Origin of the sequence: Marinobacter fonticola (assembly GCF_008122265.1) — a bacterium.
GTDB lineage: Bacteria > Pseudomonadota > Gammaproteobacteria > Pseudomonadales > Oleiphilaceae > Marinobacter_A > Marinobacter_A fonticola.
In genome coordinates, this window is the sequence record NZ_CP043042.1 from 3,127,179 (window position 1) to 3,151,823 (window position 24,645).

A 24,645-nucleotide genomic window follows, 5' to 3' on the forward strand; every position below is an offset into this window, starting at 1 on the left:
CGCGTAAAGCCGAATCTATTTCGGCGCCATGCGAAGCGCACAATCCAGGCGGACAACCTCACCGTTCAGGACCGGATTTTTCACCATCTGTTCGACCATCATGCCAAACTCTTCCGGCTTGCCCAGCCGCTGCGGGAACGGCAATGTCGCCGCGAGACTTTCCTGCACGTTCTCGGGCATCGCCGCCATCATCGGCGTCATAAAAATCCCCGGTGCGATGGTATTAACGCGAATCCCGCTACGCGCCAGCTCTCTCGCAGCCTGAAGCGTCATCGCCACCACGCCGCCCTTGGAGGCGCTGTAGGCCACCTGGCCAATCTGGCCTTCGTAGGCGGCCACCGATGCAGTGGAAATAATGACGCCACGCTCGCCGTCGGCATTCGGTTCCCGTTCGGCCATCTGCGCTGCCGCCAGCCGCATGATGTTGAACGACCCCACCAGGTTGACCTGAATAACCTTGTTGAAATCATCCAGCGGCATCGGGCCGTCCTTGCCCACGATCTTCGCCGCGGGCGCGATGCCGGCACAACTCACCGCCACGCCGCAGGGGCCGTGCGCTTCACGGGCCGTTTTCAGGGCGGCTTCGGCACTCTCGGCGGAGGCGACATCGCAACGGACAAAAATACCGCCGATTTCCGCCGCCACGGCATTGCCTCTCTCTTCCTGTAGATCCAGGATCGCCACCTTACAGCCTTCCGCGGCGAGCGCCCGTGCTGCGCCCTCGCCCAGGCCGGAGGCGCCTCCGGTTACGATTGCGGGTACGTCTTTAAAATCCATCGTTATGTCCTGTGTTCTGAATAAGTCGTTGGGATGAACGTTGCGGCTGTGACAGCGGGTATCTATCGGAATTCAGTACCCGCCAGCAGCGCCCACTAGATACATCCAGTGTGAATCACCTGCCCTTGCCGGGCCATGACATCTTTATGCAGGAAATTTGATAAAAAGCGGCGAGCGGAACCCTTTATGTTGCATAAATGATTCAGAAGTCGCCCAGTCAGAAATAGCCCAGTAATCGACCCAGAACCAAAGCCGTTACCCAGGCGCAGAGAGAAACCAGCGCGCCAAGCCGTATGGTCACAGGCATAGACGCGCCGAGGGGAAGATTCCAGATAGCCTGCCGGGTTAGCGCGCGCCCCATGACCAGGGCATTCACGACCCCGCCTACAACGACGGCCATCTTGCTCAGAAACAAAAAAGAGCCCGCGTAGTCCGCGGCCGCCGTGGCAAAAAGCAGCAGGCCGCACGCGACGGCCAAACCCAGTCCGCATGCCGATGTCAGCCTCAGAACCCGCAGGAAGGGCGCGACCGGATAGCCGCGCCACGCCCCCAGCAAGCGCAGGTCAAGCGGAACAATCCCGCCCACCAGCAGGGCAACGCCCAAAATGTGTCCGGCGTTAACCAACGGATAGAGCCATGTGGACTGACGCAGCGCGGCCACTGGCGCAGCGCTCTCGATAAAGCCCAGAGCCTGCTCCATCATTCCTTCGGCGCTATCCTCCAGATCGTATGGGAAAGATCGTCCGCGACGATGAGGGCACCGCTTGGGTCCACGGTCACGCCGACCGGCCGTCCTCGCGTTTTATTGTCTCCTGAGAGAAATCCGGTCACAAAGTCAACAGGTTGACCGGCCGGGCGTCCGTCGCTGAAAGGTATAAAAACCACCTTGTAGCCCACAGGATTCGCGCGGTTCCAGCTGCCATGCTCGCCGACGAACACCCCTTCCGCGAACTCGTCACCCATTTCGGGGATTGAAAAATCGACGCCGAGTGCAGCCACATGCGATCCGAGGCTGTAATCGGGCACAATCGCCGATTCTACTTTTTCAGGCTTCTGCGGCCGGACCCGCTGATCGACATTCTGCCCCCAATAACTGTAGGGCCAGCCATAAAAGCCGCCTTCCTGCACAGACGTCAGGTAGTCGGGAACCAGGTTGGGCCCGAGTTCATCCCGCTCGTTCACCACGGCCCATAGCTGATCTGTGTCTGGCTGAATCGTAAGCGCGGTGGGGTTACGCAGCCCCGTCGCATACGGTTTATGTGCACCGGTCTCGGCATCGATCTGCCAGATCTCCGCCCGGTTGACTTCCGCCGCCATACCACGCTCGGTGATATTGCTGTTGGAGCCAATACCCACGTAGAGAAAACGCCCATCAGCGCTGGCCGTCAGCGCCTTGGTCCAGTGATGGTTAATCTCAGAGGGTAGCTTCGTAACCTCTTCAGGCCGCCCGCTGGCCTGGGTCTGGCCTTCCTCGTAATCAAACCGTACGAGCGCATCCTGATTGGCAACGTAGAGATTGTTATCAACCAAAGCCAGTCCATAAGGCGCGTTGAGGTTCTCGGCGAAAACAGTTTGCTCCTCATAGCTGCCGTCTCCGTCGCTATCGCGCAGCAGAGTCAAGCGGTCGCCACCCTTAACCGAGGTGCTCCCCTGCGACTTTATATAACCGGCAATCACACCTTTCGGCTTCGATAGCGGTGCGTCACCGCCGCCACTACCTTCGGCAACCAGGATATCGCCGTTGGGCAACACCAGCGTTTGGCGCGGTATCTTGAGGCCGGTGGCGATGGCTGTGATGGTGTAGTTGTCGGGCACCGTCGGTTGCTGATCGCCCCACTCGGCAGGCTCGGGAACCGTCATGCCAGGCAAGAGCCCTCGTTGCGGTTCTGGAAGTGTCGGATTGGGGCCGTATTGTTGTTCCGAATCTGGAGCGCCATCTCCGCAGGCACTTAGAAAAACCGAGAGCGTACTGACGTAAAAGATGCTGGAAAACCTCATTCCCTACCTCCTGCGCTGAGACTGGAGAGCCCGATCCAAGTCGCCGCGCAAGCCAGCACGGTAACAATTATCGATAGAATAAAGCCGGTGGGCATCATGCCCCAGGCGTCTTTGGCGTGGACCAGCGCATTGAAGAAGCCCACAACCCACACGGCCAGCAGCAGAAAAAAATAAGCGAGGAAAAGTCCGCGACGGCGGTCAGCACGGAACAGGCCGATGATCGCGCATAACAGCGCCAATCCAGCGAAGACAAGACCGCCGGCAATCAGCCAGGAAGCGAACATGCTCCAGAGTATGTGGTAGGTCGACGAGTAGGCATAGTCGCTCAACGTGGCCCCAAGAAACAACGGAATGGTGCCAGCGAGCAATATAGCGTGAAGCGGATGCAGCGCACTTCGATACGTTCGATGGGCAGTCGCCATCATGGCAAGCTCCTCCTTGCTGAGTAAGCAAAGATTCTGCGCCTGGATCGGCCCGGGCACTGCATCGAGCTCTATTCCAAGAGCAAAATCGTGAGCATTCGGGTGGAGTATAGCTCATCCGTATGCCCCTTACAGGCCCCCTTGGACCGGCCCACGAATTCAGTTCCGAGAAAGCCCGCAAGGCTGGCGAGAAAGGCGGGAAAGTAGCTCACGAAACGGGCAATGCTCACGAGTTCGATTTGGAAGAAGCCCGCAAGGCCGGTCAAAAGGGCGGACGCCAGAGTCAGGGTGGTTGCAGCTAACTCATCCTTTCTTAAGCGTCGATAGCACGCCGGTTCGCTCCGGGGTGCTCTTCATTTTAAATTTGATCTGTCCCGCCACAATCCCTAGCCTTTAAGACTTAATGAAGAAAAGCCAGTCGATGCCGACCGTAATGTTCCGACAATTTATCGATGTGCCTGCACAACTCCGGGCCTCTTACTCCAATTCAATAAGATTTCTACAGCTTGTAGATTCAGGGTCGCTGAATGCAAAAGCCATGGCGCAGCAATAATCGTTTTCAGGTTTTTCCCGGAAGCGATTGCTATGTGCCTGAACTACTCTCTAGCATCGATTCAGCCACCGATCTCATCATTCTTGAGCAGTATCTGGTCGAGTCTGGACGCTTTGCCGACAGGTTCATCGATGCTTTGAGAAACGCAGCGAATCGCGGCGTGAAGGTTTTCCTGCTTTTCGATAGTTACGGTTCTCAAGGTCTGGAAGCGATGGACCGGCAACGATTGGATTATCCCGGAATTGCTCTGGCTTATTTCAACCCCGTTTCTTTACCTCGGCTTTGTCGAAGTATTACGCGAGACCATCGTAAGTTGCTGCTTGTGGACCGAAAGGTCGCTTTCACAGGGGGTTTCTGTCTTACCGACGAGTTCCTTAATTGTTGGTATGATCTCGCCATACGCATCGAGGGACCTGTGGTCGAGGATTGGTTCGACTCGTTTTACCGATTGTGGTCGTCACGGCTCGTTTGTGGCGCCAGAGAATGGCCTTTGCCTTTAGTTCTACGTAACCGTTCCGAAGTTGAACATAAGACGGGTAAAAGCGAAGGACGGATGACACGGACCCAGGGCCGGCGGCGACCTATTCGGCACTCTCTTCAAAGTCACATTGAAGAGGCCCGTAAGCGCGTCTGGATGTACACGCCTTATTTTCTGCCCACTCGAAACCTACTCCGACAATTACAAGCGAGCGCCCGGCGTGGTGTCGATGTTCGGATCATCGTTGCCGGCAATAACCACGATCATCCGGCCGTACAATATGCCGGGAGGAGTTACTATGGGCGGCTCCTACGCGCAGGTGTGCGTGTGTACGAATATCAGGCCTCTTTCACGCACGCAAAATTCTGTCTTGCCGACGACTGGTGCACAGTGGGCTCATGCAACTTTGACCACTGGAGCTTTCGGTGGAACCTGGAAGCCAATCAGGAAGTAAAAGACGGCGCATTCGCTGAAGATATCGCTGAACTCTATCGATCACACTTATTTGAATGTAAATCGATAAGTCTTGATACCCGGTCTCGCCAAAGCGTCGGGCAACGGTTGCGGCAGCGAGTATTGGGCGCGCTGAGCGCTGCGGTAAAGTTTCTGTACTGAAAGCGATTGATATTCCGCTTCGCTGCCCAGGATCTCTCAATTGTCGGTTAGATCTGGTTCCCCTGTTTGAGTGGCGCAAACGTCTCTATTGCCGATAACCCACTAATAAGCATCGTCCATACCAATCAATGTGAGAGCCTGCTAGAAGTGCACTCTGGTTTGATCCGGATAACGGGGTGGCACCGGCTAGCCGACCAATTTAGTTTTGACAGCGGTTACTTGACTCGCTATGACATCGGCGCCAAACAACCGATGCCAAGGTCATTCGGATAATTCGCAACTGCGGCTGCACGCCAAGTAACCACTTTATGCGACGCTGATGGCCTACAATCTTTTCACGGTATCGTCGCTCTGTTCTCAGGAATCGCGGTCCGGGTAGAGATCGTATTCTTTGCCCTCGATAACCACCCGTTCGGCCTTGACCAGACGTTCATTCTCGTCGGCCGAGCGGTGACCGTGCACGCTGATTTCCTGCCCCTGGCTCAACTGGTCTTTGGACAGCCCCACCCGATCATTACGCCAGGGCTGGCCCACCTCTATGACCCAGGCCTCGCCCTCGACCTCAATGGTCACTTCGCCGTGGGGATTGCCCAGCCGGGTTTCGGTCACCGATCCACTGATCTCGAATTCCTCGTCCGTGGCCCAGGCCCAGCCGTGGTGGGCCGAGACCGTTTGAGCAAAGACGGTGCACAGAAGCGGCATCAAGATTGTGAGTAACCTACGGTGGATCGTTGACATGATAAAACTCCCTTTGGTTCCGTTTCGCTTCCCCGAAAGCAGACTGAGGGATGGACAAATACATTGGCACCGACGCTAGGCGACACCGGCATTCACAGTAGATGACCGGCTAACCGGTTAAAAATTCCCTACCGGACGCCCGGCTGATGCCACAGACGAAGCAATTCAACATGCGCTCAGAAACACTTAATTCTTAAGTTCGTAACTGAAGTTCAGAACCCACGTTTCTGCAGCTTTGGCGGTGGTCTTCCAGGTAAAGCAGTACTCCTGATCGTCAGAAGCGAGAAGCGAGGCCTGATGCTGGTCTATATTGTCAATCAGCACCGGAAACAGAGTCTCAGTTTCGGTATGGACGTGCACGTTGAAGTTTACCGCATACGGTGAGTTGAACCTGTATAAAATTTCCGCGCCTTCGTTCACCGGCAAACATTTTTCGGTAAAGTAGCCCGGTGCGCGGCCCATCTTAAACGAGAAATCGTGTTTGGTGGCAGCGTGCTGCCCGTCACCATGGTCGTTGTGAGCATATCCGTTGCCTGACAGCGCCAGGAGCGCAGTAGCAAGCCATGCGTAACCTGTTTTGCCAATACTCACTTTAGGCCTTTCCGCGAACATATAGATTTCATACCAACTGTAGCTGCGAAACCATAGGGTGTGGGGATACCAGCATCCGTTGAGTAGTGTGGCAACCGGCCCAAGTATGGAACCGGCTGCCCTTTATTTCTATTTCAACAACTCGGGGAAATTGAATTCAAACCCTGCCGAAACAAAATGACTCGGGTCCCTGCTGAATTCAAATCGCTGCACTTCCGCCGTAAGGAAAATCAGGCGGCTCACGCGATAATCTATCCCCACTCCATAAAAGAAGTCGGTACCACTCTCCTCGTCATCGGTGATGGCGACCTCTCCCTGGGTCGTGCTGTAGTCCCTATCCCAGAAGAGAACGCCGCCGCGAGCACGGAGTCCCAGCCGATCAGTTATGGCATAGCGATATATGGCGGATGCTGCCGGCCCTTGCCCGGATTCGGGATGCACAGCCGCAATGTCCCGATTGACAGGTGTTGAGCTAAAAGTAATCTCAGTGTCCCCTAAATCTACCCAGGCGATCTCCAATGCCAGACTCTCGGTCAAGCGGTAGCCCGCCCCGATCGTGCCCGCCAGGCGACCGCCGTCGGAGGAATGGACGGTCGCCTGGTATCCGCGATCAGCAAACCGGCCTTCAATATCGCTATGACTGATGTCGGTAAAGGCATAGCCAAGGCTCCCTGTGAGGTATATCGGTGGGGCTCTTTCCCCGGTCACCCCGCGATTGGCAGCCTGGGCCTGCACAATATCAAGCGAGGAAGCCAATACGCACACTGCGATCACAGGCAAAGCTAATGCCTTAAGCTTCGCTCCTAGAGCCGCGCGCAAGCGCGCGGCCCTTGCGGCGATACCCGCGGCAATCAACAAACCCAGACCGAAGGGGCCGAAGGCACCACCGCCGCCCGATGTTTTCAGAGTGCCACTATTCTCCAAGCCGGCAATCACTGCGACACCACCCGGGTCAACGACCACGCCGTTTGCTTTACCATCATCGTCGTTTTCTCCTCCATCCGTCATGGTTAACTGCACACACCAGTCGCCCGGGTTTAGGCCTGCCCGGTACTCACCACTCCCTGCCGTCGGGCAGAACCCTGGCTCACCGGGAGCAGAGGCCAGCGAATTGCCTGCGTTTTCACGGAAGTCCACCCAGCCGCCTTCTGCCGAATACTTCCGATAAACCGCGTTCTGCGGAATGGCCGCGCGTTGCGGAACCACCACGCGGACGCTTTGCCCCGCGGAAGCCAGGTTTTCCACCGTGAAGTCAAAGATACCACCCACATTGGTCGTTTCGGGATCTTCCGGTAACTGCGTGATGCTGGTTGCACCAATGTCGCTTTCCTCCAGCAGGCGGCTACCTCCGCGAGTGGCAAAACGTGAATACTGGCCCAATTTGATGCACGTACCGGGGTCGCTCTCCATCAGGAAACGCTGGTAGTCCTCGACTTCTTCGGGCACCACACTGCAGTCATACAGTGAACTATCCAGGTAATCGGGAATACCGTCTTGGTCCGCGTCCCCATGACCTTCGTTTGCATCCGGCACCCCATCGCCATCGCTGTCCTGTACCGAAGATAGTGCCGGCAAGACGTCGACGACTTTCAAGTGAACTGTCGTCGAATCCTCAGCCGCAGGGCGACCGTTGTCAGTGACCACGACCGTTAGCGGATAATCTCGTCCCGGCTCCATGACACTGGGATCGAGGGTTACGCTGGCCGAGGCACTGTCGCGGTCAATCAAGATACCGGTGTTCCAGTTGAACTGATGGCTATCGTTCCGATTTCCGTCGGTCACCAAAGCGCTTAGCACAACAGGACCTCCGTCGCGAGTTACTACCAAGCGCTCTTCACCATCCTGGCGAACCACGACGTCGACCTCCGGTGAGATATTTCTTTCACTGACCGTCAGAACATGGCGCGACGATGGACTACGATTGACGCCTTCCCCCAGGGTTACGACGATCGTTTCGTCAGCCTCCGGAATTGCATCGTTGGTCAGGCTAAACGAGAGGGTCGTTTGCAGGCCTTTATCGATCACTGCGATACCGCCCGCAAGGTTGTGGTCTGCCGGATTGGTTGCACTACCCGACACGCTATAGGGCACCTCGACCGGATAGAAAGGCGATGGGCCATTCAGCACAACCTTGATCTGCACGTCCGCACCTTCGGGCTTAACCTGATCTTTGCTCAGGCTGACCAGCGGCTTCACGTTCAGGACCTGGTTGGCCGTACCCACGTTGCCCTTATCATCTTCCGCGGCCCAGACGATTTCATGTCGGCCCGGCGGGAAGAAGGGCTCATTGTCGACGAGCGACTTGGGATAAGGCGAACAGCAATTGGCTCCGTCATTCGAGTCCGATGCCGAGGCCAGGCCCAACGCTTCAAGTTGCGCGCGACTGATCTTGGTATAAAGTCCCGTCGCATTGACAGTGACCTCAGGCGGCGCCGATACCGTAGGTGGAGAACTGTCGCCCAGCGGATCTGTACCGTCTACATACACCTCAACAAAATCGGGTGTACCGTCGCGGTCACTATCCAGGAAGAGCGAACCATCCGCAGGATTAGTGCCGTCGACCTGGTTCTCAATGAAGTCGGGTACGCCGTCACCGTCCGTATCCCGTACGCTCTCCGCGATACTGGCGTTCGACCCGTCAAAATAGAGTTCACCATAGTCCGGCACCCCATCGCCATCGGCGTCCAGGAACCTCGAACCGTTGTCCGGATCCGTCAGGTCGACACGGAGTTCCACGTGGGTGGGTACACCATCCCCGTCGGCGTCAGCGTAGCTGCGCTTATCCATTTCATCCGTGCCATCGATAATTTCGACATAGTCCGGCACGCGGTCGCTGTCCGTATCGACATAGCTGGCGGCATCGTTGGGATCGCTGCCTGTTACCGTTTCCTGGTAGTCCGGCACACCATCGCCATCCGTGTCGCGGAAGGACTGCTGATTGTTGGCGTCGGTGCCGTCGACGACAGTTTCCACATAGTCGGGTACGCCATCGGCGTCCGCATCCCGATAGTCAGCGTCGTCGTTGATATTGGTGCTTTCGGTCTGCTCTACCTGATCAGGTACCTGATCGGCGTCGGTATCCCGGTAGGAGGTCTTGTCATTGGGGTCCGTGCCCTGCTCGGTCTCCAGCCGATCGGACACGCGGTCACCGTCGGAATCGCGGAAATCGCTGCCGTCATTGGGATCGGTGCTGTCGAGGCTACTCTCCACATAGTCCGCGGTACCGTCGTTGTCGGTGTCACGGTAGTCAGTACCGTCGTTGGCGCTCGTGCCCTGCGCCGTCTCGACGCGATCCGGCACGCCATCGCCATCGACGTCCTTGTAGGACGTCTTATCGCCCGGGCTCGTGCCATCCCGACTTTCCTGATCGTCAGGAATGCGATCGCCGTCCGTATCCTGGACGTCCGAAGTATTACCGGGATCGGTGCCGGCCTGGCCTTCCGAATAGTCAGAGGCGCCATCACCGTCGGTATCCAGATAATCAGCAGCTAGGCCAGGATCAGTGCCCTCCTGCATTTCAACGACCCCCGGCACACCATCCCCATCGTTATCCCGATAGGACGTCCTGTCGTTCAAATCCGTCTCATCACGGGTTTCCTCATCGTCAGGAACGCGATCCCCATCGGTATCCCGCACATCACTGGCATTGTTTGGATCGGTTCCATCTCGCGCTTCGGAATAATCGGAAGCGTTGTCACCGTCTGAATCCAAGAAGTCGCTTTTGTTGTTTATGGCAGTGCCGTCCCGGGTTTCCACATGATCGGGCACGCCGTCGGCATCTCCATCCTTATAGCTCGCCGCATCACTCGGATCGGTGCCATCCGTATTTTCGGTACTATCAGGCACGCCGTCGCCATCGCTGTCCTGAAAGACCCAGATGTCGAACGCGGGCAGACTGGAGGCGGCGCCGTCGCTGTCCGTCACCGTGATTCCGATGGAGGCATAGGTGCCCCGATCGGCGTTCCCCGGGGTACCGGAAAGCTCACCGGTTGACGCATCGAACGTTGTCCAGGACGGCTGATTGGTGACACTGAAGGTTAATACGTCGCCGACGTCCTCATCGGAGGCGGTCGGCCGGAACTGGTATGGTGTATCAACCTTAACCTCAGTGTCGGGTGTTCCGCTGATAACCGGTGCATTGTCATTGATATGGGAGAATCGCACGTCGCCCGCAGAGGGTGCGGTCGAGGTCGTGCCGTCCGAGGCGCTCAGGCTGTATGTGGGCGCGACCTCACTGTCATCATGGACAAAGGTGACCTGGCCGAGGTCGACACTTTCCTGGGTAAAGGAGGTAATGGCAACGCCAGGGTTGCCTGAGTTCTCAAACTGCCCATTCGATACTTCCGTGACACTAATCGCGATCTGGCCGCGATCGGTATCCGGATCCGAGAAGTTGATGTTTTCAGTTCCCAAAGCAACGGCGCTGCCTTCGGCAACGATCATGCCGTTCGCGGAACCTACCGGCCCGCCACTGGCCGGTCTTGAGGGGTGATCCTGCACATCGACATAGAAGTTATAGGAGTTGCTCTTACCTTCCTTGTCCTTGATGAACAGCGACAGATTGCGGTCGCCCGGCGCACGCAGGGTAAAGGTATCCTGGTAAGTAAGGTTGCGGACGAGTGCCGTGACCGCGGCGGGCGTAGCATTGGCCCCTGCGAAGTTGATCCGTAACGCGCGGCCCTGACCATTATCATTGGCGTCTATGGTGCCAATGGGATTGCCTTCGTAGAGAACGGTATCTCCGGACAGTCCAATCTGGCCCGCGCCCGTTCCCTGATTCCGAACACTGAGATTTTCCTCCAGGCCGTCGGTGAAAGTAACGTTCACCTTCAGCTCGCCGCCGTCGAAATCAACGTTATTGCGATCAGTCACCAGGGCATCTTCACCGGCATCGATAATCTGGCGGTCTGTGGTGCCATACACGGTCCGGTCCGCCTCCAAATTTACGATTTTCGGCGCATCCGGATCCGGAACAATGAAATTGAGAACCAGGTAGTTCTTAATCGTCGTATTGGTCGTATCGCGTACTTCGAAAGTAATGGGATATGCGGCAGGCGCCAGGTTAACCGGGTCAAATGTATATTGGCTTTCAACGCTCGCATCTTCGGTCAGCGCGCCCTGGATATTCCCGAGACTGGTGGTTTCGATTGCCGTGCCGTTAACATTGAAAGTATAAGTCGAACCCTTTTCTACAATGACGTTACGGGTTTCAGGTACATTGGCCGACTCATTGAATTGAGTTGCCTTGTTGTTTTGCAGGTACAGAATGAAATCCACATGGGATTTCGACTTTTCGATACCGTTGTCGTCCTGGTCTTCCGCCACGATACCGGCACTGTATAACCCGGGCGCTAAGCTGCCTGAACCCGACCAGGTAATCACGCCTGTGTTCGGGTTAATTGAAAAACCATCCGGCTGCACGGCATCACTCGCGCCCAGCTCATCGAGGTTGGCCAGGCGGAACTTCAGCTTATCGGCATTAGGATCGGTGGAACCGGTGTTGAATGTCCAGTTTTCCAACCGGGTGCCGTCCTGCCTGATCTGGGGTACTTCAAAGATGATAGGCAGCTCAATCTTGGGTGCCAGGTTACCGCCCGCTAGATTAATAACCGTCTGAATTTTCCATGCTTTCCCGGCATTGTTAACCAACTCGTTGATGCGGCAACACGAGGTGTAATACACCTCATACGAGGTACTTATATCGAGGTTCCGGGCCTCGAAAATGTTCGTACTCAGTGCATATTGGCCATTCGCGTCCGGACTTCCGGACAACGTGGTGACGTTACCCGTGCCCACTTCAGCGAACGTGATCGCGGGTTCGGAAACGAAGGAATTTGCGGTTGGCGACTCGACAAAATCTGTCCGCCAAGCGGTCTTGACCGTGAGTCGTACATCATTCACTTGGCCATCATTGTCCAGGTCCAATGCCTGCCAGGTTATTGACCCACCGCGAAAGTGGCTGGCTTGGGCCAGAGCCGGCGCCAGGATTGCAACGATCAATAACACGCCACTGAGAGTACGAGGGAATCGAAACATTTAAGTGCCTATATCTTTTTTTTGGGTCGCACTTGTGTGCATCTATAGAATACTCGGTTGGGATAATTAAACAGCCCGTCCACACGATTCATTACAATTGCACATAAAACGATCATTTATGAATACGGATGGTTAAAGATTTTGGAGTCAGCCATCTCAAAAAACTTACATTATTTATTATTTCGTTACATATAATTACGAAGTAATATATAAATATGGGGAGCAATTTCTTATTTATTGAGTGGCCAGACAAATCGAAAACACGCCGCAGTTCCCACGACGTATTGTTTGCTTTATCTCTTCTCATAGCCCTTTGGACAGCCCAGCCATCTTACGTCTCTGTAATCTCACGGCACTATTCGCCTTTTCCAGGCTGAGCTAGCATGAGTCCAAAGCCCTTGATGGAGCAGTCAACCGGATCCAAAGCATTCAAAAACGTCCCGGTTGTCCGTCTAACATGGAGGTTACCTGATGCCAGAGAGCCAACTGTGCACCCTCACGTGTGACGGCAAGAAGCTGATCGGGCCTGCCGGCACCCCGTTGATCGATTTCCTTGCCCGCTACGATATCGACCTGCCCCACATCTGCTACGACAAGACGCTCGGCGCACTACAGACCTGCGATACCTGCTGGGTACGCGTCGACGGCGAACTGCAGCGGGGCTGCACGGTCCAGGCCGAAGATGGGTTGAATGTCGAACTGGACAATGAAGACGCCCGCCAGGCCCGGCATGAAGGCGCCGACCGCATCGTCGCCCGGCATGAACTCTATTGTTCGGTGTGCGAGAACAATAACGGCGACTGCAAGGTCCATAACGTCATCAACGCGATGGATGTCAGTCACCAGCGCTACCCCTACCGCACCAAACCCTATGAAACCGACGATAGTCATCCGTTCTACCGTTACGACCCGGATCAATGCATCCTCTGCGGGCGCTGCGTGGAGGCCTGCCAGAACGTCCAGGTCACCGAGACCCTGACCATCGACTGGGAGCGAGAGGACCCCCGCGTCATGTGGGATGGCGGCGAGTCCGCCAATGACTCCAGCTGCGTGTCCTGCGGCCACTGTGTCACCGTCTGCCCCTGCAATGCGCTGATGGAGAAAACCATGCTCGGCGAGGCCGGGCCGCTCACCTCGCTTCCCACAGCGGTGAAGCGCCCGGCCATCGACTTCGTGAAGAAGATCGAGCCGACGCTGGGCTTCCAGCCCATTTTTGCCATGTCGGAAATGGACGAAGCCTGGCGTAAATCGGAGATCAAGAAGACCAAGACCGTATGCACCTATTGTGGCGTGGGTTGCGCCTTCGATATGTGGACCCGTGATCGTAAGATTCTGAAGGTCCAACCGGTGGAAGAGGCGCCGGTAAACGGGATATCTACCTGCATCAAGGGCAAATTCGGCTGGGACTTCGTCGATTCCGACGACCGCCTGACGACACCGCTGATTCGCGAGGAAGGCCGTTTTCGCGAAGCCAGTTGGGACGAAGCCTATCGGCTGGTCGCCAAACGGTTCAACGAAATCAGGGACGAGCACGGTCCCGATGCCCTGGCCTTCGTGGCCTCGAGCAAATGCACCAACGAAGAATCCTACCTGATGCAGAAACTGGCCCGCGCCGTTATCGGGACCAACAATATCGACAATTGCTCACGCTACTGTCAGTCGCCGGCCACCCAGGGCCTCTGGCGGACGATGGGCTACGGCGGCGATGGCGGCTCGATATCGGATCTGGAACAGGCGGACCTGATTTTCTTTGTTGGCTCCAACACCGCCGAAAGCCACCCTGTGTTGGCCACCCGGCTTAAGCAGGCGCAGAAACACCGCGGCCAGAAGCACCTGGTGTTCGACCTGCGCAGACATGAGATGGCAGAGCGGGCCGACGAATTCATCCGGCCCAAACCAGGCACCGATCTGGTCTGGCTCTGCGCCATCAGCAAGTTCATCCTGGACAACGGGCTGGAGGACAAGACGTTCCTTGAGGAGCGGGTTATCCAACTGGACGAGTACCGTGAGAGCCTGGCGCCCTTCACGCTGGAATACGCTGAATCCGTCACCGGCATCGACGCTTCACGACTGGAATCTCTCGCCAGGATGATCGTCAGCGCCGGTAAGGTTTGCGGTGTCTGGGCTATGGGTGTGACCCAGCATATCGCCGGCTCGGATACCTCGACGGCCATCGCCAATCTGCTCCTGGTCACCGGCAATGCCGGGCGCCCAGGCACTGGCGCGTATCCCATGCGCGGACACAACAACGTTCAGGGCTGCAGCGACTTTGGCTCGATGCCCGGCCGGCTTCCCGGCTACGAGTTCGTCACAGACGATGACGCCCGCAAGCGCTATGAGGATGCCTGGGGTGTCAAACTCTCCACCAATAAGGGGCTCAACAACCACACGGTGGTGGAAGCCATTCACAAAGGTCAGGTTCGCTCGCTTTATGTGGTGGGCGAAGAGATGGCTGTGGTGGATTCAAACGCGCATTACGTCCAGGAGGCTTTCGACAAGCTCGATTTCATGGTGGTACAGGACATCTTCTTCACCCGCACCTGCGAGCATGCGGATGTGGTGTTCCCCGCAGCACCCAGCGTCGAGAAAGAAGGCACGTTCGTTAATACCGAACGTCGCATCCAGCGCCTTTATCAAGTGCTGGAACCCAAGGGCAACAGTAAACCCGACTGGTTGATCCAGACTGAACTCGCACGCCACCTCGGGGCAACCTGGAATTACCCGTCCCCGGCCGACATCATGGCGGAAGCCGCCTCGCTTTCCCCCATGTTTGCGGGCGTCACCTATGAACGTCTCGAAGGGTATAAATCCCAGCAATGGCCCATCGCTGCCGATGGTACGGACACCCCTCACCTGTACCTTAACGGTTTTGCGTTCCCGGACGGTAAGGCGCGACTGTATCCGCTCGAGTATACCGAGCCGACCCAGCAGACCGATGAAATGTACGACCTGCACGTTAACAACGGGCGGCTGCTGGAGACCTTTCACGAAGGCAACCTCACCCACCAGTCAGCAGGCATTCGCAGCCAGGTGCCCACCAAGTTCGTGGAAGTCTCGCCGGAACTGGCGAAAGAGCGGAATATCGAAAGCGGCCGCTGGGTTCAGCTCACCTCGCGGCATGGGTCAATCCGCTTGCAGGCGCTGGTCACCGACCGGGTGACCGGCAATGAGCTGTTCGTGACCGAGAACGCCACGCGCAACGACCACGCCATTAATATTCTGACCTCCTTCGACGCCGACAAGGACAGCGATACCCCCACCTTCAAGGAGATCGCCGTTTATATGGAGCGCCTCGATGTTCAGGATGATCCGCCGCTACCGGCAAACAATTTCCGTTTTGGCAAACCGACGCCTCGGCGGGGAGTTGAAGCTGAACTGAAGTGGAACCGGGCAGACTACACCCTGCCGCCGGCCAAAGCCCGCTACCCGGAGAAATTCTGATGGCCAAACGCATACTGTACGAGGTGCCCGAGCCGCCCAAGCCCGATACAGCGCGAGAAGAGCTGGACCAGCTCGTCGAAAATCTTAGCAATACCGGCGTTCTGCGCTTTGCCAACGACGTGCTGAAAGCCTCGCCGGAGGTCTCCGAAATCCTGCTCAAAGGTCTCAATACTGAACAGAGCCGCAACGCAGTTCAGAACCTTTCCCTGCTGCTGATGGCCCTGGGGCGCCTGCCACCGGAGCGCATGGCTGCGATTACCCGAGCCTTCACCGAAGGGCTGGATAGCATGGAAGAGGCGGCCAGCGAAGCGTCGAACGAAAAAGCGCCCGGGATACTGGGCTTCTACCGGTTGCTGCACGACAACGAGCTATGGCAAGGGCTCAGGCCGATGCTGGCCGGTATAAAAGGCTTCTCCGACCGGATTCACGAACCCCCGGAAAAGCCTGCCGCCAAGCGCGAAGCCGAGCGCAAGTCGGAGTAATGTCCCTGGGCTGCGAGCGCGTCATACGCTAGTCTGGAACCAAAGGCGTTTTTCGCGAGAAGGTCCGGACTGAGCCCGATGTACACATCGCCCTACATTATTTGCGAATACTGCGATTCGGTATACCACCGTCCGCAACTATCGTTGCACCAGAAGGCGCTGTGCCAGCGTTGCGGCGCGGTGGTTGCCCGGCACAACCTGTTATCCATCGACCAGTCGCTGGCGCTGAGTGTCGCCGCCGGCATGCTTTTGCTGTTTATCTGCTTCTATCCGGTGTTGATGCTCAAAGCTCAGGACCAAATCAATTCTGCCAGCCTGTTCGACACCGTGTTGGCCCTGGCTGAAGGTCCGATCAGCCTCATGGCCCTCATGTCCGCCTTCGCTATCGTCTTTGTACCGGCCCTGCAGGTGGTATTGATGATATGGCTGCTGGTTCATGCGCGGGGCGGTGTCCGGGCGCCGGCATTCCGTGGTTGTATGCGAGCGCTGGCCGCCTTACGGCCCTGGGGCATGCTGGAGGTTTTTCTTCTCGGTTGCCTGGTCGCTGTGGTGAAGCTGAAGGGTCCACTGGACGCGGCGCCGACGCTGGGGCTGTTCGCACTGGGGTTTCTCAGCCTGCTGATGATCGGCATGGCCGGCCGCGATGTCCACCTGTTGTGGGAGAAACTGCCATGACGCCGCCCTTTGCCGAGCAACTCAATCTGCGGCTCTGCCATTGCTGCCGCTTGGCCTGCCCAGCCGATGAATCCGCCGCTAATTGTCCCCGCTGCGGGTCCCCGCTGCACATGCGCAAACCCAATGCGATTGCCCGCACCTGGGCTCTGATGCTGGCGGCGTTGGTTTTCTATATCCCTGCCAACGTGCTGCCAATCATGCATACTGATGCGCTTTACCGAGAGTCGTCCACAACCATACTCGGCAGCGTCGTCACCCTTTGGCAGGGGGGCGCCTGGGATATTGCAGCGATTATTTTTATCGCCAGCGTCGGCGTGCCGGTCACCAAGTTTCTGGTACTGGGGCTGCTGCTGATCACCGTACAAAGGGGCAGTTTGCGGTCTCGCCGGGAACGCACCGTGCTATACCGCGCCCTTGAGCTCATAGGCTACTGGTCTATGCTCGATGTATTCGTCGCCGCCCTACTGGTGTCGCTGGTGCAGTTCGGCGTGTTTGGTACTATCGAACCGCGGCTCGGCATTCTTTTTTTCGGCTTGGTGGTGGTACTCACGATGTTGGCCGCCCAAAGCTTCGATCCACGACTGATATGGGACACAGAACCACGCAATGAGTGATGACCAGATGTACAGAGAGCCGGGCGAAGCAGAGGTAAAGTCCCGGCGCTGGGGATTGTCGCTGGTGTGGCTGGTTCCGCTGGTCGCTGTGCTGGTCGGGCTGTCGATGTTGATTCAGGCCTGGCACGATGCCGGCCCGACGGTCCGCATCACATTCGAAACCGCGGGCAGCCTGGCAGCGGAGAAATCGCCGGTGAAGTACCGCAACGTGGTAATCGGCGAGGTCACTTCGGTTCAGCTCAGCGAGGACCATGAAAAAGTCATCGTCACCGCCCAGCTAAACCGCGAGGCTTCTTCCTTCACCCGGGAGGATTCACGCTATTGGGTAGTCCGTCCCCGGGTGGGTACCGAGGGCATTTCCGGACTGGATACTCTGCTCTCCGGCGATTTCATTGCCGCCGACCCCGGCACCTCGGAACAACGCTCGGAAACGTTCAAAGGACTTGAGTCACCGCCGCCGGTCACCTATGGCGAGCCTGGCAAGCGCTTCCAACTGAAGGCCCAGAATTTGGGTTCGCTGGATATCGGATCTCCGATCTATTACCGCAAGGTACGGGTGGGACAGGTGGTCTCCTATAACCTGGACGACTCCGGCGACGGCGTGAACGTCGCTATTTTCGTGACCGCACCCAACGATCGCTTCGTCACCAGCGGCACCCGGTTCTGGAACGCAAGCGGGATCGATGTTGGCGTCAGCGCCAACGGCGTGGATATCGACGCCCAGTCGCTGATTTCAGTCGTCGCCGGCGGGATTGCTTTTGGCTCGCCACCGGGCGCAGATCCACCCACGCCCGTAAAAGCCGGCGCCGAGTTCCAGCTATTCGACGAGCGGGAGACCGCCCTGGCGCCCAGCAAAGGGCCCGCGCAACGCATTCGCATGCGGTTCACCCAGTCGCTGCGTGGTCTATCGGAAGGGGCTGCGGTGGACTTCATGGGCAAGCGGATCGGCGAAGTGACGAGCGTCTCCCTGGATTACGATGCGCAGAATAAGACATTCCCGGTCATTGTCGATGCCCGGGTGTACCCGCAGTTGATGGGGCGCGCTTACGACAAATTGCTGGCAACCGTAGACGCGGGCTCCCGGGAGCAAGAGGTCATTCCGAAGCTGTTCAACCGTTTTGTCGCCCAAGGCCTACGTGCGGAGGCACGGACCGGCAACCTGCTGACCGGCCAGCTCTACCTCGCCCTTGAGTTCTATCCCGATGCGGGACCGGCGACCGTCGATGCCAATCGCCGGCCAATACTTATTCCCACCCGCCCCACCAGTCTGGACCAATTGCAGGACCAGCTCATGGCTCTCGTCAACAAGTTCAGCGAGATCCCGCTCGAAAGCATTGCCGGGAACATGGACGGCAGCCTGGCGGAATTGAGGCAGACCATGGAACAAATCAACGACGACTTACTACCGGCGACCGACGGCGCCCTGCAAGGCATCAACGACACCATGAAAAACATGCAGCAGACGCTGGCTTCGGCCGCCGAAACCCTGGACCCCAGCTCGCCGGAACGCCAGCGGCTGGGCCTGGCGCTGGACGAGGTCGAACGCATGTCCCGCTCGGTCAGGGAATTGGCGGATTACTTGCGCCGCCATCCCGAAGCGCTGATTCAGGGACGGCCGGAAGCAGCACGGGGTAATCGGTAACCATGAAAAGAGGTCATCGGTAGCCATGAACCAGTTCAAGTACTACAAGCAATGGGGAGGGGTCTGGCTTTGCCTGGCATTTCTCGCCGGCTGCAGCAGCACACCGATACAGTTTCATACGCTGATGCCGTTGCCCACCGACACGCCCTCCGATCAGCAGGAAAAGGTTGTGGTGGAGAGTGTCAGCGTGCCGCCCCAGGTCAACCGGACCGAACTGGTGGTCCGCGAGGACGCCAGCGGCCTGCTCATCCTGGAGTCGGAATGGTGGGGGTCGTCATTGCCTGAAGAGATCCAGAGCGCACTTACCGCCCGCCTCGATGGCCCGAGAACCCCACACCCGGTCAGGGCGTGGGTAACCGTGTCTCGTTTCGACACCATTGTGGGCCAGGCGGCCTGGCTGGAAGCGGAGTTCCGGCTGAGCGTCACCCAGGATCAGAACGGGCGTATGACCTGCAGCTTCCGCCAGAAAAGCACCGCCGGCGACAGCGTCACCTCGCTGGTACTGGCTCACCAGGATAATGTGGAAACTCTGGCCCAACGCATCGCCGAAGCCGCACGCCAACTTAAACAGGGACAGACGCACTGTCCCTGAGGATTCCGCGGCAATGAATCAGGCATGCCCGGCGATGGCGTGCGGCACGTACGCCTCCTCTAACAGGTCCATTTCCCTGCGACTCAAGGTAATGTTCAGCGCGGCGATGGCATCGTCCAGATGTTTTTCTTTGCTGGCGCCGACAATGGGGGCTGTCACCACGGGATTGGCCGCCACCCACGCGAGCGCGATCTGCGCCATGGACGCATCATGCTCGGTCGAAAGCTCGCGCAGGGCCTCAATCACGGGCGCGTCCTGATCGCTGCCCAGGTTCCACTTGCGCGTCGCTGCATCAGTCCGGGCGCGGGTACTCTCGCCCCCTTCGCCTTGGGTGGTCTTGCCGGCCAATACGCCGCGCGCCAGCGGACTCCAGGGAATAACGCCTACGCCCTGATCCGCGCATAGCGGAAACATCTCACGCTCTTCTTCGCGGTAAATCAGGTTGTACATAGGCTGCATGGTGACAAAGCGGGTCCACCCATTTTTCTCCGCCACGTGCTGGGCCTTGGCGAACTGCCAGGCGAACATGGATGAAGCACCGATATAGCGCGCCTTGCCGGCTTTCACCACGTCGTGCAGTGCTTCCATGGTTTCTTCGATGGGCGTGTCGTAATCCCAGCGATGGATCTGGTAGAGATCGACGTAATCCGTCCCTAGCCGCTGCAGGGAATCGTCGACGGCTTGCATGATGTGTTTGCGCGACAGCCCGCGGTCATTGGGCTTGTCGCTCATGGGGTTGTATACCTTGGTGGCGAGAACCACATCGTCACGCTTGGCGTAATCCAACAGCGCCTTACCGACCACCCGCTCGGACTCGCCCAGTGAGTACATGTCGGCGGTATCGAAGAAATTAATGCCTGCATCCAGCGCTTTTTTGATGAATGGCCGGCTTGCTTGTTCGTCCAGTACCCAGTCACGCCACTCCGGCGTGCCGTAGGTCATGGTGCCCAGGCAAAGGGGAGAAACCTTCATACCGGTGGTGCCTAAACGACGGTATTCCATGGCGAGCTCCTTTTAATTTCACGTCGCAACTAATTTCAGGTTGGCTAATACAGCAACTTCAGGGAACGGCAATGCCGAACGTTCGATCGAACGGTATCGGGAAGAGAGGGGGATTTATGCTGGACCTTGGTATAGGGTTTTGCAAACAGCAAAGTTTAGCGGGGCGGCTCGGGGTCCACATCCCGGTAATCCTCGGGCCGAAATCGGGGCGTACATAGCGCGAGGAAAATCAGGTGGCTCTCACCGGTATTCCGGATGCGCTGCGGATGGCCGGGCGGGATGATCACCACATCGCCCACCGTGACAGTTTCAGCGAGCGCATCGCCTATCTCCACAAGCCCTTCCCCATCGAGGATCACATAGCGTTCCACTTGTTCCGCCAAGGTGTGCAACCGCGTAACGCGCCCGGGCTCGACCCGGGCACGGGCAATGGATAGCGCAGGATCGTCAGCGCTATTGGCCATCTCCAGGATGTAGCAGCCCTCCTCGAAGAAGTACTCCTTCGCCGGATCGAAACGATTGATCGCTGGCTTGATCGTAGGCTTCATTCTGTACTCTCGTTTTATCGATTATCTCATCAATGCAGCGCCCTGCTTCCGGGAGCTCGCCTATGAAATGGGCTATTCCGGCATCATCACCCTGAAGCTGGACGATTAAGCACCGTTCTGATTTTGGTGGCGCTATCTTCAACGTCGGCACTTTGGTCTTCGTACCAACGCGCGACCATTTCATGGCCTCCGTCTAACGCACTCTTAGTCATACGTTTTAGCAGGTTGGCCCTTTCTTCCAAAGCCCGCAGTGTCATCCACAACGAACGCTCGAGCTCTTCGTTCTGCCCGGCCAGCAGCGACAGGGCGGTAAATGAATGTCCAACATGGCAGCGGAAGCGCTGCAGTTTGCCCTCATCGTGTTGCCATAGCGCACCGCCACAATCCGGGCAGGCAATCGGCACCAGCGTACCCGTCTTCTGCTCATCTTCGATGGTTGCTGCTTTCTCAGCCATTTTGACCTCAAGTTCGATGTCCTTGGGTATGGGTACGTACTGTCCGACGGGCTCGTCAACGAGCCGAGTCAAGATACGGCCCATCTCAGCAACAGCAACCTGGTAGTCAACGGGCTCGGCCACCATCAATGCATTGAGGGGCATTTCATTGCAGACAGCATCATCCGGTTCCTGCACCACCGTTTTGCCGTTGCAACGTTTAATGGCTCGCAAACCGGAGCTGCCATCATCCAATGCACCCGTCAGAATGACTCCGATGACGCGGGGACCGAAATAGGTAGCGGCTGAGCGCAATAAAGGGTCGATTGCCGGTCGACTACGGTTCTCCTTAGGCCCATGAACGACACCGATCCGGTCCTGTTGCACCAGCATATGCCGATCCCGTGGCGCCAAATAGACTCGCCCTTTTTCGATGGGCTCATTGTGTTCCGGAACGATGACGGGCAAGGCACTGGCCTTTCCGATGATGGCCGGCAACATCCCCGGGCCTTCGGGCGCCATATGCTGAACCACAAACACTGAAGCCTCCAAGTCCGCCGGTAACTGAGCCAGCAACTTGGGCAACGTTTCGACTCCGCCCAGCGATGCGCCGATGACAATAATCTTGTGGTCGCCCATTATCTCTCCGTTTTTCAGATGCAATCCTTGTCACAGCCGCTACCCCAGGCCCCTAACAACCTTTTAGTTGCCATGATATTGGTACGAATGCTCTACATTCGCAACATTCTGGATGATTCGATACGGCTACCGTAAACCAGAAGGGATGCGCAACTATTGACGGGCACGAGGACGCTATCCTCTATAGGGAATGGGGTGGCGTTGCCAAACTGCGCCGCGCCCGGAAGCGCCGCAGCAGTGCCGCCGCTGCCGGGAAAACCCCCATAAAACAGGCCTGGATGTTTGACTTGCTCCCGGCAAACTGTATGTCTTGCCTGAAGACGCTTTTATTACGCAGCCATTGTCATTAAATCTATAAGTAGACGTGACGAGGTGAAGGTAGATAGAGAGGTTCAATCAACAGGGACACGTTTCGAACGGAGAACCGACAATGCCCAAATGGCTCGACCAGCTCGCCAGCGATGTCCGCGGCAAGGTTAGCAAGGCCCCGCTGCCTGACGACGTCAACCCGATGCTCGCCACACTGACCGACAACCACTTCTCCCACCCGGACTGGCTGTTCGAGCGCAAACTCGACGGCGAGCGCTGCCTGGCCTTTCACGATGGCACGTCAACCCGCCTCTATTCGCGTAAACCCAAGTCCCTCGACGCCACCTATCCGGACATCCGCGACCCCCTGGCCACCCATGAGCGGTCTTTTGTCGTCGATGGTGAAATTGTCGCCTTCGAGGGCAAGACCACCAGCTTCTCACGCCTGCAGAAACGGATGCAGATCAAGAACGAAGCAGAGGCGCGGCAGTCCGGCATCAAGGTTTACTACTACGTCTTTGATTTGCTCTATCTGGATGGCTACGACATCACCGCCCTGCCCCTGCGGGAACGCAAGCGGCTGCTTGAAGAGTCACTCCGTTTCGAGGCACCTCTGCGTTACACCCAGCATCGCAACGAAACCGGCGAAGACTACCTTAAAGAGGCCTGTCAGAAAGGTTGGGAAGGCTTGATCGCCAAGGATGCTCAGGCGGGATACCGCAAAGGCCGTTCGAAAAAGTGGCTTAAGTTCAAATGCGTCAATCAGCAGGAAATGGTGGTCGTCGGCTACACCGACCCGGAAGGGGAGCGTACCGGTTTCGGCGCCCTGCTGCTGGGTTTCTACGAAGGCAAGCAGTTGCACTACGCCGGCCGTGTGGGTACGGGTTTCGATGAGCGTGAACTTAAAGACTTGCATGAACGGCTGCGCGCATTAGAGCAGGATGAGCCACCCGTCGTCGATGCGGCCAAGGCAAAAAGCAAAGGTGTCCACTGGGTCGAACCCACGCTGGTCGCCGAAATCGGTTTTACCGAATGGACCGACGATAACCGTCTGCGTCATCCGCGGTACCTGGGCCTGCGGGACGACAAATCACCCAAGGACGTCATCAAAGAAGAGCCGGGAGCACGCACATGACAGAACGCAAATTCGGCAAACACACCATCGATCTATCCAATCAGGATAAAGTCTTTTTCCCCGACGACAAGATCACCAAGGGGAGCGTTGTGGCGTATTACGATCAGGTCGCCGACTTCATGCTGCCGCACATCAAAGGCCGGCCATTGACCCTGCACCGGTTTCCCGACGGCATCGGCAAGAGCGGCTTCTTCCAGCAGAACCGGGCCGACCACTACCCCGGGTTTGTGGATGAATATGCAGTTGACCACGGGGGAAATACCGGTCAGGTCCGGCACATACTCGCCGATCATCGCGCCGCCCTGGTTTACCTGGCGGATCAGGGCGCCATCACCCTTCACCGCTGGCTCAGCCAACAGGATCACATCGGCAACCCGGACACGCTGATATTCGATCTGGACCCGCCCGGCGACGACTTCGGACCCGTGCGCCAAGCTGGCCTATGGGTGGCCGACGCCATGCGGGAATTGGGGTTGACGCCTTACGTGATGAGCACCGGGTCCAAAGGCATCCATGTCGTCGCGCCGCTACGGCCGGAAGCGGACTTCGACCGTGTACGCGAGATCGCCCAGGGGCTTGCCCGCTGGCTGGCCGACGAACATTCGGACGAACTCACCACTGAACAACGCAAGAATAAGCGCAAGGGACGCATTTACCTGGATGTCATGCGTAATGCCTTTGGCCAAACCGCCGTCGCGCCCTACGCCATTCGCGCGAAGGCCGGAGCGCCGGTAGCCATGCCCCTGGAATGGGACGAACTGGAAGACAAAAGCATCACCCCGCAAAGCTTCGACCTGAACAACGCCACCAAGCACCTCAACAATCGGCACGATCCATGGGCCGATATGCACCGGCACGCTATCAAACCCGATAACATGGCGAAAAAACTGGAAAAACTTCTGACTTAGATTTACTTGGATTAAA

20 protein-coding genes are annotated in these 24,645 nt (G+C 57.5%); 10 read left to right on the forward strand and 10 right to left on the reverse strand.

The window, feature by feature from the left end:
• Positions 1-15: 15 nt before the first annotated feature.
• The 4 genes from FXO11_RS13875 to FXO11_RS13890 form a co-directional block, all read right to left on the reverse strand.
• Positions 16-777 (reverse strand): SDR family NAD(P)-dependent oxidoreductase, encoded by a 762-nt coding sequence (locus FXO11_RS13875; RefSeq protein ID WP_148863530.1) that lies wholly within the window; start codon positions 775-777, stop codon positions 16-18.
• A 217-nt stretch (positions 778-994) separates the two neighbouring features.
• On the reverse strand, positions 995-1,480 hold the full coding sequence (locus FXO11_RS13880; RefSeq protein WP_148863531.1) for a hypothetical protein: 486 nt from the start codon (positions 1,478-1,480) through the stop codon (positions 995-997).
• Complete coding sequence (locus FXO11_RS13885) at positions 1,477-2,775, reverse strand: PQQ-dependent sugar dehydrogenase (protein ID WP_148863532.1); 1,299 nt, start codon at positions 2,773-2,775, stop codon at positions 1,477-1,479. Before FXO11_RS13885 ends, FXO11_RS13880 begins: the two co-directional genes overlap by 4 nt.
• A complete protein-coding gene (locus tag FXO11_RS13890) occupies positions 2,772-3,200 on the reverse strand; it encodes a DUF2231 domain-containing protein (protein WP_148863533.1) in 429 nt (142 codons plus the stop codon). The genes FXO11_RS13885 and FXO11_RS13890 overlap by 4 nt, the downstream gene beginning before the upstream one ends.
• Positions 3,201-3,319: 119 nt before the next feature.
• On the opposite strand from FXO11_RS13890, the gene FXO11_RS13895 reads away from it, so the two are divergent.
• Both FXO11_RS13895 and FXO11_RS13900 read left to right on the forward strand, forming a co-directional pair.
• Complete coding sequence (locus FXO11_RS13895) at positions 3,320-3,499, forward strand: hypothetical protein (protein ID WP_202980227.1); 180 nt, start codon at positions 3,320-3,322, stop codon at positions 3,497-3,499.
• A gap of 225 nt (positions 3,500-3,724) precedes the next feature.
• Positions 3,725-4,843 carry a phospholipase D-like domain-containing protein gene (locus FXO11_RS13900; RefSeq protein WP_148863534.1) on the forward strand — a complete coding sequence of 373 codons (1,119 nt, stop codon included), beginning with the start codon at positions 3,725-3,727 and terminating at the stop codon, positions 4,841-4,843.
• Positions 4,844-5,200: 357 nt separating this feature from the next.
• On the opposite strand, the gene FXO11_RS13905 is transcribed toward FXO11_RS13900, so the two are convergent.
• From FXO11_RS13905 to FXO11_RS20535, 3 genes are all read right to left on the reverse strand, one after another.
• A complete protein-coding gene (locus FXO11_RS13905; protein ID WP_227545910.1) occupies positions 5,201-5,581 on the reverse strand; it encodes a DUF6152 family protein in 381 nt (126 codons plus the stop codon).
• A gap of 186 nt (positions 5,582-5,767) precedes the next feature.
• Positions 5,768-6,172, reverse strand: coding sequence for a hypothetical protein (locus FXO11_RS13910; RefSeq protein ID WP_148863535.1), 405 nt, complete (start codon positions 6,170-6,172; stop codon positions 5,768-5,770).
• A 129-nt stretch (positions 6,173-6,301) separates the two neighbouring features.
• Positions 6,302-12,208 (reverse strand): putative Ig domain-containing protein, encoded by a 5,907-nt coding sequence (locus FXO11_RS20535; RefSeq protein ID WP_227545911.1) that lies wholly within the window; start codon positions 12,206-12,208, stop codon positions 6,302-6,304.
• A gap of 471 nt (positions 12,209-12,679) precedes the next feature.
• On the opposite strand from FXO11_RS20535, the gene fdhF reads away from it, so the two are divergent.
• The 6 genes from fdhF (at position 12,680) to FXO11_RS13950 (ending at position 19,654) form a co-directional block, all read left to right on the forward strand.
• Positions 12,680-15,649 carry a formate dehydrogenase subunit alpha gene (fdhF, locus tag FXO11_RS13925; protein WP_148863536.1) on the forward strand — a complete coding sequence of 990 codons (2,970 nt, stop codon included), beginning with the start codon at positions 12,680-12,682 and terminating at the stop codon, positions 15,647-15,649.
• Positions 15,649-16,131, forward strand: a complete 483-nt coding sequence (locus tag FXO11_RS13930; protein WP_148863537.1) for a DUF1641 domain-containing protein — start codon at positions 15,649-15,651, stop codon at positions 16,129-16,131. Before fdhF ends, FXO11_RS13930 begins: the two co-directional genes overlap by 1 nt.
• Before the next feature lie 78 nt (positions 16,132-16,209).
• A complete protein-coding gene (locus FXO11_RS13935; protein WP_148863538.1) occupies positions 16,210-16,806 on the forward strand; it encodes a paraquat-inducible protein A in 597 nt (198 codons plus the stop codon).
• Positions 16,803-17,420, forward strand: coding sequence for a paraquat-inducible protein A (locus FXO11_RS13940; RefSeq protein ID WP_168203172.1), 618 nt, complete (start codon positions 16,803-16,805; stop codon positions 17,418-17,420). Before FXO11_RS13935 ends, FXO11_RS13940 begins: the two co-directional genes overlap by 4 nt.
• Positions 17,413-19,062 carry a PqiB family protein gene (locus tag FXO11_RS13945; protein WP_148863540.1) on the forward strand — a complete coding sequence of 550 codons (1,650 nt, stop codon included), beginning with the start codon at positions 17,413-17,415 and terminating at the stop codon, positions 19,060-19,062. The genes FXO11_RS13940 and FXO11_RS13945 overlap by 8 nt, the downstream gene beginning before the upstream one ends.
• A 25-nt stretch (positions 19,063-19,087) precedes the next feature.
• Complete coding sequence (locus FXO11_RS13950; RefSeq protein ID WP_148863541.1) at positions 19,088-19,654, forward strand: PqiC family protein; 567 nt, start codon at positions 19,088-19,090, stop codon at positions 19,652-19,654.
• Between the two features lie 18 nt (positions 19,655-19,672).
• On the opposite strand, the gene FXO11_RS13955 is transcribed toward FXO11_RS13950, so the two are convergent.
• The 3 genes from FXO11_RS13955 to FXO11_RS13965 form a co-directional block, all read right to left on the reverse strand.
• Positions 19,673-20,656 carry an aldo/keto reductase gene (locus FXO11_RS13955; RefSeq protein ID WP_148863542.1) on the reverse strand — a complete coding sequence of 328 codons (984 nt, stop codon included), beginning with the start codon at positions 20,654-20,656 and terminating at the stop codon, positions 19,673-19,675.
• 155 nt (positions 20,657-20,811) lie between these two features.
• Positions 20,812-21,204 carry a cupin domain-containing protein gene (locus FXO11_RS13960; protein WP_148863543.1) on the reverse strand — a complete coding sequence of 131 codons (393 nt, stop codon included), beginning with the start codon at positions 21,202-21,204 and terminating at the stop codon, positions 20,812-20,814.
• 86 nt (positions 21,205-21,290) lie between these two features.
• Positions 21,291-22,277, reverse strand: a complete 987-nt coding sequence (locus FXO11_RS13965) for a chemotaxis protein CheB (protein WP_148863544.1) — start codon at positions 22,275-22,277, stop codon at positions 21,291-21,293.
• A gap of 430 nt (positions 22,278-22,707) precedes the next feature.
• On the opposite strand from FXO11_RS13965, the gene ligD (FXO11_RS13970) reads away from it, so the two are divergent.
• Positions 22,708-23,721 (forward strand): non-homologous end-joining DNA ligase, encoded by a 1,014-nt coding sequence (gene ligD, locus FXO11_RS13970; RefSeq protein ID WP_148863545.1) that lies wholly within the window; start codon positions 22,708-22,710, stop codon positions 23,719-23,721.
• Positions 23,718-24,629 carry a non-homologous end-joining DNA ligase gene (ligD, locus tag FXO11_RS13975; RefSeq protein ID WP_148863546.1) on the forward strand — a complete coding sequence of 304 codons (912 nt, stop codon included), beginning with the start codon at positions 23,718-23,720 and terminating at the stop codon, positions 24,627-24,629. The genes ligD (FXO11_RS13970) and ligD (FXO11_RS13975) overlap by 4 nt, the downstream gene beginning before the upstream one ends.
• The last annotated feature ends 16 nt before the right edge of the window (positions 24,630-24,645 follow it).